This window comes from Streptomyces sp. MAI_2237, assembly GCF_054189285.1.
This window is the reverse complement of sequence record NZ_JAJPGQ010000005.1, coordinates 801,636-814,266: the sequence shown is the minus strand read 5'-3', so window position 1 is coordinate 814,266 and position 12,631 is coordinate 801,636. Positions and strand designations below refer to the sequence as shown.

Here is a 12,631-nt window from a genome sequence, read left to right as displayed (position 1 = left end):
CAGGGAGAACCGCCATGTCACAGACCACCCCGCGGGCCACCCCCAGCTTCGGGATCATGACCGCCCCCATGCAGGTGTCGTACGAGGACGTCCTCACCGTCTGGCGCGAGGCGGACGCCGTTCCCGAGATCGAGCACGCCTGGCTGTTCGACCACCTCATGCCGATCGGCGGCGACCCGGACGGGCCGATCCTCGAAGGCTGGACGCTGCTGTCGGCCCTCGCCGCCCAGACCCGGCGGCTGCGGCTGGGGCTGCTGGTGACCAGCAACAGGTTCCGGCCGCCCGCCGTCCTGGCCAAGATCGCCACGACCGTCGACATCGTCTCCGGCGGCCGGCTCGACTTCGGCATCGGCGTCGGCTCCCGCCCCCACCCTCCCGAGGCCCGGCGCGAGTACCCGGCATACGGCCTGCCCTTCCAGGACACCGCGGACGCGGTACGGTCTCTCGCCGAGGCCTGCACGCTGATCCGGCGGCTGTGGACGGAGGACAAGCCCTTCGACTTCCACGGCACCCAGCACCACCTCACCGGAGCCTTCGCCAACCCCAAGCCCGTCCAGCGCCCGCATCCGCCGATCCTGATCGGCGGCCGCTCCGCCGCGACCCTGCGGGTGGCCGCCGAGCACGCCGACCTGTGGAACATCCCGGGCGGTGACCTCGAGGACGTGGTCCGCCGCAGCGCGCTGCTCGACCGCTACTGCGCCGAGATCGGCCGCGATCCGGCCGCCGTCACCCGCTCGATCCACCTGCCCGTGGACTACGACCGGCCCGGCACCACCCGCGCCGCGATCGACGAGGCCCTCGACGCCGGCTTCGGGCACATCGTGCTCGGGCTGCCGGCGCCGTACCCCGCCGGGGTCGCGCGCTGGGTCGCCGACGAACTGGTCAGCCCGCACCGGCCGCGGTGAGGAGTTCGACGGTGCCGGGGTGCGGGCCGTGCTCCGCCCACCGCAGCGGAGACCAGCCGGTGCCGTGATCCTCGCGCAGGGACGGATCGGCGCCGTGTGCCAGCAACTCCCTTACCACCTCGGTGTGTCCCCAGCACGCGGCGGCGCACAGCGGTGTGCCCTGCGCGCCGATCCCGCCGCTCTCGGCGTCGGGCGGGGCACCGGTGGCCAGGAGCAGGCGGACGATCGGGGCCCGGCCGTTGACGGCGGCCTCGTACAGCGGGGTGGTGCCCTCACGGTCGGCTCGTCCCGGATCGGCTCCGGCCCGCACAAGCGCGGCCACCTCGGCGGCGTCGTCCCGCAGGATCGCCTCGAAGAGCCGGCCGGTGAGCTTCTTCTGCCGCCGTCGGTTCATGGGCCGCACGCTAGCCGACAACGGCGCCGGAGCCGACAACGGCGCCGGCCGATCAGAGATTTTGGTCCGGTCCTAGTCCGCCGACGCGGTCCAGCCCACCGGCGTGATCCGTGCCGAGTCGGCGGGACGGGCTTCGTCGAAGAGCACCTCGCCGTCCGCCCGGACCCGGATCGCGTCGACGTACGCACCCCGTCCCACGTACAGCTTGTCCGTCGAGTACCGCCAGCGCACGGCCAGTTGGGCGGCGGCCGGAAGATCGGCCGTCAGGCGGTGCCAGACGCGGCCCGACCAGCCCGTGACCGAGCCCGAGGGGTGTTCCTGCGGCGGCTCGCCGTGGCGCGTGGTCGTGAACGGCAGGGGCCGCCAGGTCGTCCCGCCGTCGGCGGTGGTCTCCAACGCCAGTGTGTCCGAGGCCGGTTCGGTGTCCCACCACAGTGCGGCGCCGAGCAGCGCGCCGCCCCGCAGCGTGTCGAGCGAGGGCAGGGTGAGCGTGGCCGTCGTGGCGTTCGCCATGCCGGAGAACCAGGCGGCATGTCCGCGCACGGGGCGGACGGGCACGGCCCGCGCCAGATGGTTGCCGGCGGCGACCCGGGGAGCGGAACCGGAGCGCCATGTGCGCACCGGGTGGACCGAGTTGCCGAGCACGACCAGGAAGGAGTCCGTCGTCGGGTCCAGGACCAGCGAGGTGCCGGTGAAGCCGGTGTGGCCGGCGGTGCGCGGGGTCGCCATCGCGCCCATGTACCAGTGCTGGTAGAGCTCGAAGCCCAGGCCGTGCTCGTGCCCGGGGAAGGCGGTGTTGAAGTCGGTGAACAGCGACTCCACCGATTCCGGACGCAGGATGCGGGTGCGGCCGTAGGCGCCGCCGTTGAGCAGGGTCCGGCCGAGCACGGCCAGGTCCCAGGCGCAGGAGAACACCCCGGCGTGGCCGGCGACCCCGCCGAGGCTGTAGGCGTTCTCGTCGTGCACCTCGCCCCACACCAGCCCGCGGTCGAGACCGGACCAGGGCGCCCGCTCGTCCTCCGTGGCCGCGATCACCGGCCGCCAGGAGGCGGGCGGGTTGTAGCGGGTGCGCTCCAGGCCGAGCGGCTCGGTGATGTCCTCGCGCAGCAGGACGTCCAGGGTCCGGCCCGTGACCCTTTCCAGGACCAGCTGGAGGGAGATCAGGTTCAGGTCGGAGTAGAGGTACTTCGTGCCGGGCGGGTTGATCGGGGCCTGGTCGTAGACGAGTTGAATCCTGGCGTCGTACGTCGGTGCCTTGTACAGGGGGATCCAGTCCCGGAAGCCCGAGGTGTGGGTCAGGAGTTGGCGGACGGTGACGTCCTGCTTGCCGGCGGCCCCGAACTCCGGGACGTACGAGGCGACCGTCGCCTCCAGCTCCACTTCTCCCCGCTCCATCGCCCGCACCGCCAGCAGTGAGGTGAACAGCTTGGAGACGGAGGCGAGGTCGAAGACGGTGTCCTCGGTCATGGGGATCTGCTGGTCGGCCGGGAACTCGACACCGGTGTCGGTCTTCTCGTCGTACGACCGGTAGCGCACCGCCATGCCGATGGGCCGGTGCAGCGCCACGGTCCCGCCGCGCCCGGCCAGCAGGACGGCGCCCGCGTACCACGGGTGCTTGGGGGAGGGGCCGAGGAACGCCTCGGCGTCCGTGACCAGTTGACCCAGGTGCTCGGCGAGCAGGCCGGCGCGCTCGGGCGAGCCGTGGCGCAGAGTGGGGTGAGCCGGGCCGGGGGAGGCCGCGGCCACCGGGCCGGCGGGGAACGGGGCGATGGCCAGCGCGCCGCCCAGGGCGAGGGTTCTTCGGGCCAGTTGGCGCCGGGAGAGTCCCGGCCGGGTCGCCGCGTCGTCCGTCATGGGTGAGCCTCCCGTGCCTGAAAGATTCTTTCCGGGATCACCTTGCGGACTGAAACTTTCGTGTCAGGGGTGCGGTGTGTCAACAGGGCGGGCCGTCGGCAAGAAATCTGACGGAGCATCAGAAAAGGCCTTCCGTCGTCCAGAGGACTGCGGCATCCTGCGCCCATGCAGACGGAGCTGAGCAAGAAACTGGGAGTCGAGCACGCCATCTTCGGCTTCACGCCGTTCCCCGCCGTCGCCGCGGCCATCAGCCGGGCCGGCGGCTTCGGAGTGCTCGGCGCAGTCCGCTACACCGCCCCCGACGACCTCAAGCGCGACCTCGACTGGGTCGAGTCCCACGTCGACGGCAAGCCCTACGGCCTCGACGTCGTCATGCCCGCCAAGAAGGTGGAAGGGGTCACGGAGGCCGACGTCGAGGCGATGATCCCCGAGGGGCACCGCCAGTTCGTCCAGGACACCCTCGCCAAGTACGGCGTGCCGGAACTCGCCGAGGGCGACGCGGCCGGCTGGCGCATCACCGGCTGGATGGAACAGGTCGCCCGCAGCCAGCTCGACGTCGCCTTCGACTACCCGATCCGGCTGCTCGCCAACGCCCTCGGCTCCCCGCCCGCCGACGTGGTCGCCCGCGCCCACCGGCAGGACGTACTGGTCGCCGCGCTCGCGGGCAGCGCCCGGCACGCTCTCAAGCACAAGGAGGGGGGCATCGACATCGTCGTCGCCCAGGGCTACGAGGCGGGCGGCCACACCGGCGAGATCGCCTCCATGGTCCTCACCCCGGAGGTGGTCGAGGCCGTGGACCCGCTGCCGGTCCTGGCCGCCGGAGGCATCGGCAGCGGACAGCAGGTGGCCGCCGCCCTCGCCCTCGGCGCCCAGGGGGTGTGGCTCGGCTCCCTCTGGCTGACCTGCACCGAGGCCGACCTCTCCTCGCCCGCCGTGACCCGCAAACTGCTGGCCGCGGGCTCCGGCGACACCGTCCGCTCCCGCGCCCTGACCGGCAAGCCCGCACGCCAGCTCCGTACCGAGTGGACCGACGCCTGGGACGACCCCAGTGGACCCGGCACCCTCCCCATGCCCCTTCAGGGCCTGCTGGTCGCCGACGCCCTCACCCGCATCCAGAAGTACGAGGTCGAGCCCCTGCTCGGCACGCCGGTCGGCCAGATCGTCGGCCGGATGACCAGCGAACGCAGCGTCCAGGCCGTCTTCGACGACCTCACCCGCGGCTTCGAGGAAGCCGTCGACCGCGTCAACCGCATCGCCGGAAGGAGCGGTGAATGACGAGCACGACGAGTACGCCCCCGGCCGGATTCTGGGCCCAGGCCGCCGCCGACCCCGACCGGAAGGTCCTCATCGCCCCCGACGGCGAGGAGTGGACCGCCGGACGCCTGTACGCCGCCGCCAACCGCCTCGTGCACGGCCTGCGCGCCGCGGGACTGTCGCGCGGGGACGCCTTCGCGGTCGTCCTGCCCAACGGCGTCGAGTTCCTCACCGCCTACCTCGCCGCCAGCCAGGCCGGTCTCTACCTCGTGCCGGTCAACCACCACTTCGTCGGACCGGAGATCGGCTGGATCGTCGCCGACTCGGGCGCCAAGGTGCTCATCGCCCACGAGCGGTTCGCCGGGCCAGCCCGGCACGCCGCCGACGAGGCCGGCCTGCCGGCCACCCACCGCTACGCCGTCGGCGCGGTCGAGGGCTTCCGCCCCTACACCGAACTCCTCCACGGACAAACGGAGTCGGCGCCCGCGGACCGCGAACTCGGCTGGGTCATGAACTACACCTCCGGCACCACCGGCCGCCCGCGCGGCATCCGCCGCCCGCTGCCCGGCCGGGCGCCGGAGGAGGCCTACCTCGGCGGCTTCCTCGGCATCTTCGGCATCAAGCCGTTCGACGACAACGTCCACCTCGTCTGCTCACCGCTCTACCACACGGCCGTCCTGCAGTTCGCGGGCGCGTCCCTGCACATCGGCCACCGCCTGGTCCTGATGGACAAGTGGACGCCCGAGGAGATGCTGCGCCTCATCGACCGTGAGAAGTGCACGCACACCCACATGGTCCCCACCCAGTTCCACCGGCTGCTGGCCCTGCCCGAGGACGTCCGGCGCTCCTACGACGTCTCCTCCATGCGGCACGCCATCCACGGCGCCGCCCCCTGCCCCGACCACGTGAAACGGGCCATGATCGACTGGTGGGGGAACTCCGTCGAGGAGTACTACGCGGCCAGCGAGGGCGGCGGAGCCTTCGCCACCGCCGAGGACTGGCTGAAGAAGCCCGGCACCGTCGGCAAGGCGTGGCCCATCAGCGAACTCGCCGTCTTCGACGAGGACGGCAACCGGCTGCCGCCCGGCGAACTGGGCACCGTCTACATGAAGATGAACACCGGCGGGTTCGCCTACCACAAGGACGAGGCCAAGACGCGGAAGAACCGCATCGGCGACTACTTCACCGTCGGCGACCTCGGCTACCTCGACGAAGACGGCTACCTCTTCCTCCGCGACCGCAAGATCGACATGATCATCTCGGGCGGGGTCAACATCTACCCGGCCGAGATCGAGTCCGCCCTCCTCGCCCACCCCGCCGTGGCCGACGCCGCCGTCTTCGGCATCCCGCACGACGACTGGGGCGAGGAGGTCAAGGCGGTCGTCGAACCGGCGCCGGGACACGAGCCGGGCCCCGCGCTGGCCGCCTCGATCCTGGAGCACTGCACCGAACGGCTCGCGGGCTACAAGCGGCCCAGGACCGTCGACTTCATCACGGAGATGCCCCGCGACCCCAACGGCAAGCTGTACAAGCGGCGGCTGCGGGAGCCGTACTGGGAAGGACGCACCCGGCCCGTGTGACGGGCACGGCCCCTGCCCCACGCGCGCCGCGCGAGGCAGGGGCCGTGCGGTACTCAGTCGTGCGTCCCGATCCGGACCACCCGCAGCGCGGGCGAGACCAGGACGTCCTACACTGCGAGGCCCGCCTGCGGGTAGGTGATCTTGCCCAGGTCGGTGGAGCACCGGGCCGCGAGGTCGTCGGTGATCCGGGGCAGCACCTGCGACTGGGTGTACAAGGAGTGCCCCGCGGAGCCCGCGGCGACCGTGTTCACCCAGGGAAGCCCCTGGTGACGCCGGAGGGAGGCGAGGACGCCCGCGGTGGAGCGCGCCCGGGCGAAGCCGAGGGAGCTGTCGGCGAAGCGGAAACCGGCGGCGTTCGGGTCGTCGAGCGCGTACGCCGTCGTCGTGGTCCAGGGCAGCGGCGGATCGCTCTGGGGATCGGCGACGACCGGACCGTAACGCGACCACCACTGGCTGCGGGTGACGGACGTGCCGCCCGCGACCGGCACGGTCACGGTCCGCTTCGTCATCCGCTCCCGCTTGCCGTCCACCAGGGAGACGGTGGGGTCGGCCGGATCGAGGGTCAGCCGGGTCAGGTCGAACGGCACGCGGGTCGCGACGGTGTGGGTCCTCGCCACGCGCGAGTTGTAGCCGAGGGAGACGGTCGGGGGCCGTCTCCCACGGGTGCGCAATGGTGTCTCCCAACTTCCGTCAGCGGAACGGCGGTTGAACATGCCTGCGGCTGTGACCCGCCCGGGTGCTTGACCCGCCCCGGCCACGGACCGAGGATCATGAGTCATGACGCAGGGACAGGGCAGCACGGTTGACGGGGTGCTGCGGCGCAGCGCCCGGCGCACCCCGGCGCGGGTCGCGATCGAGTACGGCGACCGCAGGTGGACGTACCAGGAACTCGACGACGCCGTCTCCCGCGCGGCGAGCGTCCTCCTCGGCCAGGGCCTGGCGCCCGGCGACCGGGTCGGCGCCTACGGCCACAACTCCGACGCCTACCTGATCGGCTTTTTGGCGTGTGCCCGAGCCGGGCTCGTGCACGTCCCGGTCAACCAGAACCTGACCGGTGACGACCTCGCCTACATCGTCGGCCAGTCCGGCAGCGCCCTGGTCCTCACCGACCCCGACCTGGCGCCGCGGCTCGCCGACGGCACGAGGACGCTGCCGCTGCGGGACGCCGAGGACTCCTTCCTCGCCCGCCTGGCCACGGCTCCCGCGTACGACGGTCCCGAACCGCGCACCGAGGACCTCGTGCAGCTGCTGTACACCTCGGGCACCACGGCCCTGCCCAAGGGCGCGATGATGACCCACCGGGCCCTGGTCCACGAGTACCTGAGCGCGATCACCGCCCTCGACCTGAGCGCCGGCGACCGTCCCGCGCACTCCCTGCCGCTGTATCACTCGGCGCAGATGCACGTGTTCCTGCTGCCCTACCTCGCGGTCGGCGCCACCAACATCATTCTCGACGCCCCCGACGGCGACCGGCTCTTCGATCTGATCGAGGCCGGCCGCGTGGACAGCCTGTTCGCCCCGCCCACCGTGTGGATCGCTCTCGCGAACCGCCCCGACTTCGCCACCCGCGACCTCGACGGCCTGCGCAAGGCGTACTACGGCGCCTCGATCATGCCCGTGCCCGTCCTGGAGCGGCTGCGCGAACGGCTGCCGAAGCTCGCCTTCTACAACTGCTTCGGCCAGAGCGAGATCGGCCCCCTCGCCACCGTCCTGGCGCCCGACGAGCACAAGGGCCGCATGGACTCCTGCGGCCGGCCCGTCCTCTTCGTCGACGCCCGCGTGGTCGACGAGGACGGCAAGGACGTGCCCGACGGCACCCCCGGCGAAATCGTCTACCGCTCCCCGCAGTTGTGCGAGGGCTACTGGGACAAGCCCGAGGAGACCGCCGAGGCCTTCCGCGACGGCTGGTTCCACTCCGGCGACCTCGCGGTGCGCGACGCGCACGGCTACTTCACGATCGTCGACCGGGTGAAGGACGTCATCAACTCCGGTGGCGTACTGGTCGCTTCACGCCAGGTCGAGGACGCCCTCTACACGCACGGCGCCGTCGCCGAGGTGGCCGTGGTCGGTCTGCCCGACGACCGGTGGGTCGAGGCCGTCACGGCGTTCGTCGTCCCCCGCGGGGAGGTGACCGAGGCCGAACTGATCGAGCACGCCCGCGAGAAACTCTCCCCCTTCAAGGCGCCGAAGCGGGTGGTGTTCGTGACGGAGCTGCCGCGCAACGCCAGCGGGAAGATCCTCAAACGGCAGCTGCGGGACCGCTCCGGCACGTGACGCGATGCACAGGCGGTCTCCTGCCGTATCCGGTGTTGCCACCGCTAGCATGAGTCATGTATACGGCAGGAGGGCACCCCACAAGCATGCGATGCTGCTTCTCCGCTCCTCTCGCCGCCCTCGCCGGAGTCCCCGGGCCCTGTGAGGTGCTGCGCTCGGGAGCCTTGCTCGCTCCGGCCCTGCTCAGGGCCGCCTCCGCCGCCCGCTCACGGCTCCCGCACCCGCACCAGATCGCGGCCGTCCACCTGGAACTGGTCACCCTGACCGAGGACCGCGCCGTCATCACCTGGTACACGGGCGTCCCCGGCACCGACGACGGCTTCGGCCGCATGCTGCCCGCCGTCACCGAGGGCGAGGTCGTGTACGGCACCCACCCGGCCCACCTCAACCGCGTCGCGGGCGAGGACCGGGCCACCGCCCACCACCACGTGGAGCTCACCGGCCTGGAGCCGGGACAGACGTACTACTACCAGGCCCGCTCCCGGGGCGTGGCCGCCCGGCCCACCACCCTGCACCTGGTGCGCGGCAACGCCGCGGGCACCTCCCTGCACGGCCTGGGCTCGCTCGGTGACCCGTACGCCTTCACCACGCCGCAGCCCCCGCCCGGCCGGCACCTGATGTCCCTCGCCCTCTGCAACGACCTGCACCTCGGCGAGACCGTCGCCGGGCTCGTGACCGGCTTCCCCCTGCTGCGCGGGGTCTCGCAGGAGCCCGGTCTGCCGCCGTATCCGGAGATCATGACCCGGGCCCTGGTCCAGGAGGCCCTGCGGCGCGGAGCGGACGTGCTGCTGGCCGCGGGCGACATATCGGCCGGCGGCGGGCCGGCCGACCTGGCCCGGGCCAGAGGCATCCTGGACGGCTTCGGCACCCACGACCGCGACTACTTCGTCGTCCGCGGCAACCACGACCGGCCCGGCGCGCAGGACGACGACGGCGACGGCTTTCGCCGCGGGTTCGGCCGGGCGGACGAGCCGGGCTACTTCGCCCGCGAGCTGGCCGGGCTGCGGATCATCGGCCTGGACACCTACGAGAAACGGGGCAACGGCGCGGACTCGGGCGGGCTCGGCGCCGAGCAGCTGGCCTGGTTCCGCAGCCGGCTGCGGGAGAACCGGGAGCAGCCCACCGTCGTCTTCGGCCACCATCCGCTGACCGTCCGGGACTCGCTCTTCCCCGTCAGCTCGGGCCAGCGCCTCAGCCGCCGTCAGGCCCGCTCGATCATCGACGCCTACGCCACCACCCCCGGCGTCTTTCTCCACCACGCCGGCCACACCCACCGCAACAAGCGCACCGTGGTGCCGCAGGCCCCGCACGTCGCCCTGCAGGAGGTCGGCGCCGCCAAGGAGTACCCCGGCGGTTTCAGCCTGCTCCGCATCCACACCGGCGGCTACGCCCTGAACTTCTTCAAGGCGCGCGGAGCCGAGGCCCTGGAGTGGGGTGAGCGCAGCCGCCGGATGGCCGGCGGGCTGTGGCCGCATCACGCGCTGGGCCGCTCGGTCACCGACCGCAACAGCGTGGTCTTCCGCGACCTGTCCGGTATCACCCGCCCCACGTCGACGACCCTCGCACAGAGCCTCTGACCGCGGGTCTCAAGCGCGCGGACGCAGGTCCACGATGCGGCGGATCTTGCCCACCGACCGCTCCAGGGACTCCGGTTCCACGATCTCCACGGCGACCGAGACGCCGATGCCGTCCTTGACGGCCGTCGCGATCGCCGCCGCGGCCGCCTTCCGCACCTCCGCGCCGGCGTCGGAGCGGGCCTCGGCCCGCACCGTGAGGGCGTCCATGCGGCCCTCGCGGGTCAGCTTCAGCTGGAAGTGCGGTGCCACCCCGGGCGTCCGCAGCACGATCTCCTCGATCTGCGTCGGGAAGAGATTCACCCCGCGCAGGATGACCATGTCGTCGCTGCGCCCGGTGACCTTCTCCATGCGCCGGAACACCCGGGCCGTCCCCGGCAGCAGCCGCGTCAGATCGCGGGTGCGGTACCGCACGACGGGCATCGCCTCCTTGGTCAGCGAGGTGAACACCAGCTCGCCCTCCTCGCCGTCGGGCAGCACCTCACCGGTGAAGGGATCGACGATCTCCGGGTAGAAGTGGTCCTCCCAGATGTGCAGCCCGTCCTTGGTCTCCACGCACTCCTGGGCCACGCCCGGGCCGATCACCTCGGACAGCCCGTAGATGTCGACGGCGTCGATCGCGAACCGTTCCTCGATCTCGCGCCGCATCTCCTCGGTCCACGGCTCGGCGCCGAAGACGCCTACCCGCAGTGACGTGCCGCGCGGGTCGACGCCCTGCCGCTCGAACTCGTCGAGCAGGGTGAGCATGTACGACGGGGTCACCATGATGATCCGCGGCTCGAGGTCCTGGATCAGCTGGACCTGACGGGCCGTCATGCCACCGGAGGCCGGGACGACCGTACAGCCGAGCCGCTCGGCGCCGTAGTGCGCGCCGAGGCCTCCGGTGAACAGCCCGTACCCGTAGGCCACATGGACCGTGTCGCCGGGCCTGGCGCCGGCCGCGCGGAGCGAGCGGGCCACCATGTCGGCCCACAAGGAGAGGTCGCCGTCCGTGTAGCCGACGACCGTGGGGCGTCCCGTGGTGCCGCTGGAGGCGTGGATGCGGCGGATGCGGTCCCGGGGTACCGCGAACATCCCGTACGGGTAGTTCTCGCGCAGGTCGCCCTTGGTGGTGAAGGGGAAACGCGCGAGGTCGGCCAGCGACTCGCAGTCCTCCGGCCGCACCCCGGCCTTGGCGAAGGCCTCACGGTAGAACGGCACGCGTTCGTAGGCGTGCCGCAGCGAGGCCCGCAACCGCTCCAGCTGCAGGGCCCGCAGTGCCTCCGCGTCGAGCCGTTCCCCGCTGTCCAGCAGCTCCGCACCATCCGCCATGGGGGCTTCTCCCTCGCCGACCACACCAATTCGGGCGACCGATCATTCGGTCGAGCTCTTCGGGATCAAGTAATTCAGGCCACCCACGGGCAGGCAAGAGTTCGGCCCGGATTTTTCTCACCGGTGCCCTCGCCGCCGGACGCAGAACCCCCTTGCGGCGCGCTGCGGCCGTCCGTGAAGATCGACGGCATGCCTTCCTTCACCGCACCGGACGGAACCGAGCTGGCCTACCACGCGCGGGGGAAGGGCGCCCCGCTCGTCGTCCTGCCCGGCGGCCCCATGCAGGCCTCCTCCTACCTCGGTGACCTGGGCGGACTGACCGCACACCGGCGGCTGATCCTGCTGGACCTGCGCGGCACCGGTGACTCGGCTGTGCCGGCGGAGCCGGCGACGTACCGCTGCGACCGGCTCGTGGACGACGTGGAGGCCTTGCGCGTCCACCTGGGGCTGGAACGCATGGACGTGCTGGCCCACTCGGCCGGCGGAAGCCTCGCCATGCTCTACGCCGCCCGGTATCCGCGGCGGGTGGCCCGGCTGGTGCTGATCACCGCGATCCCGTGGGCGCTGGGCCTGAAGGCGACCCCGGAGCAGCGGCTGGCGGCGGCTCGCGCGCGCGACGGCGAGCCCTGGTTCGCGGAGGCGTTCCCCGCCTTCGAGGACTGGCTGGCCGGGAAGAGCGACTACGACCCCACGTTCGCGCCGTTCTTCTACGGCCGCTGGGACGAGGCCGCCGCCGAGCACGTGGCACGCTCCGAAGCGGAGTTCAACGACGAGGCCCACGACATCTACGGTTCCGACGGCGCCTACGATCCGCCCGCCACCCGCGCCGCCCTCGCCGAGGTCACCGCGCCGGTGCTCGTCCTGGCGGGCGGCCTCGACGGAGGGCCCTGCCCCGAGCTCGCGCGCGTCACGGCCGAGGTGTTCCCGAACGCCGAGTTCGACGTGCAGCCCGGTGCCGGGCACTACCCGTGGATGGACGACGGGGAGTGGTTCGCGCGCCGTGTGGCGGCGTTCCTCGACCGGTGACCCACCGGCCGGGCTCAGTGCCGTCGGGCCGGGGCGGCCCCGCGGCGCCGGCGCAGCACGAGGTGGCCGGCCGCCAGGCCCGCGCCGAGGACGGCGAGCCCGACCCCGCCGACCACCTCGAAGTCGGCGGGCCCCGTACTGCCGCCGAGCCCCGCGTTGACGCCCCGCCGCGGTACGGCGGTGGCGGCCGCCGTGGATGTCGCCGGGGATGTGGCCGTGGCCACGGGCCGGTGTGGTAGGTCCTCGCAGGCGATGCCGTCGTTGTCCGCGTCCAGGCGGTTGGGATCGCTCGGATCGCTGTTGAACACGGCCTGCGCGTCCTCCTGGAACCTGAAGTCGGGGCAGTTGAAGTTGTTCTGCGCGTGGGCCACGGCGGCCGCGGGCCCGACGGTCGCGAGGAGGGCCAGCGCGGTCGTGCTCAGGGAGCGGGTGCATATGTTCATGGGGGTCCCTTTCAGC

General features: G+C 72.3%; 10 protein-coding genes and 1 pseudogene. 6 read left to right on the top strand and 5 right to left on the bottom strand.

Annotation, left to right across the window (positions count from 1 at the left end; all coding sequences use genetic code 11):
• Positions 1–14: 14 nt before the first annotated feature.
• The gene (locus LN251_RS32050) at positions 15–905 is read left to right on the top strand and encodes an LLM class flavin-dependent oxidoreductase (protein ID WP_458247651.1); all 891 of its coding nucleotides are present in this window, start codon (positions 15–17) and stop codon (positions 903–905) included.
• Here the strand turns inward: LN251_RS32050 and LN251_RS32045 are convergent.
• Both LN251_RS32045 and LN251_RS32040 read right to left on the bottom strand, forming a co-directional pair.
• Positions 883–1,299, bottom strand: a complete 417-nt coding sequence (locus tag LN251_RS32045; protein WP_458247650.1) for an ankyrin repeat domain-containing protein — start codon at positions 1,297–1,299, stop codon at positions 883–885. The two genes, LN251_RS32050 and LN251_RS32045, sit on opposite strands and share 23 nt — an antisense overlap.
• A gap of 72 nt (positions 1,300–1,371) precedes the next feature.
• Positions 1,372–3,153, bottom strand: a complete 1,782-nt coding sequence (locus LN251_RS32040; RefSeq protein ID WP_458247649.1) for a serine hydrolase — start codon at positions 3,151–3,153, stop codon at positions 1,372–1,374.
• A 165-nt stretch (positions 3,154–3,318) separates the two neighbouring features.
• Between LN251_RS32040 and LN251_RS32035 the strand changes: the two genes are divergently transcribed.
• Together LN251_RS32035 and LN251_RS32030 are read left to right on the top strand one after the other, a co-directional pair.
• Positions 3,319–4,428: an NAD(P)H-dependent flavin oxidoreductase gene (locus LN251_RS32035; RefSeq protein ID WP_458247648.1), complete on the top strand. Its 1,110-nt coding sequence runs from the start codon at positions 3,319–3,321 to the stop codon at positions 4,426–4,428.
• Entirely contained in the window at positions 4,425–5,987 is a 1,563-nt protein-coding gene (locus LN251_RS32030; protein WP_458247647.1) for an acyl-CoA synthetase, read from the top strand. The genes LN251_RS32035 and LN251_RS32030 overlap by 4 nt, the downstream gene beginning before the upstream one ends.
• A 110-nt stretch (positions 5,988–6,097) precedes the next feature.
• On the opposite strand, the pseudogene LN251_RS32025 reads toward LN251_RS32030, so the two are convergent.
• Positions 6,098–6,631, bottom strand: a pseudogene (locus tag LN251_RS32025) (penicillin acylase family protein); the annotation flags it as partial.
• A 133-nt stretch (positions 6,632–6,764) separates the two neighbouring features.
• Between LN251_RS32025 and LN251_RS32020 the strand changes: the two are divergent.
• Positions 6,765–8,261, top strand: a complete 1,497-nt coding sequence (locus tag LN251_RS32020; protein WP_458247646.1) for an acyl-CoA synthetase — start codon at positions 6,765–6,767, stop codon at positions 8,259–8,261.
• Positions 8,262–8,347: 86 nt separating this feature from the next.
• Positions 8,348–9,838 (top strand): metallophosphoesterase, encoded by a 1,491-nt coding sequence (locus tag LN251_RS32015; protein ID WP_458247645.1) that lies wholly within the window; start codon positions 8,348–8,350, stop codon positions 9,836–9,838.
• Positions 9,839–9,847: 9 nt separating this feature from the next.
• Here the strand turns inward: LN251_RS32015 and paaK are convergent, their stop codons facing one another.
• Positions 9,848–11,146 carry a phenylacetate--CoA ligase PaaK gene (paaK, locus tag LN251_RS32010; RefSeq protein ID WP_458247644.1) on the bottom strand — a complete coding sequence of 433 codons (1,299 nt, stop codon included), beginning with the start codon at positions 11,144–11,146 and terminating at the stop codon, positions 9,848–9,850.
• Positions 11,147–11,335: 189 nt separating this feature from the next.
• Between paaK and LN251_RS32005 the strand changes: the two genes are divergently transcribed.
• A complete protein-coding gene (locus LN251_RS32005) occupies positions 11,336–12,172 on the top strand; it encodes an alpha/beta fold hydrolase (RefSeq protein ID WP_458247643.1) in 837 nt (278 codons plus the stop codon).
• A gap of 14 nt (positions 12,173–12,186) precedes the next feature.
• Here the strand turns inward: LN251_RS32005 and LN251_RS32000 are convergent, their stop codons facing one another.
• The gene (locus LN251_RS32000; protein WP_458247642.1) at positions 12,187–12,615 is read right to left on the bottom strand and encodes an excalibur calcium-binding domain-containing protein; all 429 of its coding nucleotides are present in this window, start codon (positions 12,613–12,615) and stop codon (positions 12,187–12,189) included.
• Between the last annotated feature and the right edge of the window lie 16 nt (positions 12,616–12,631).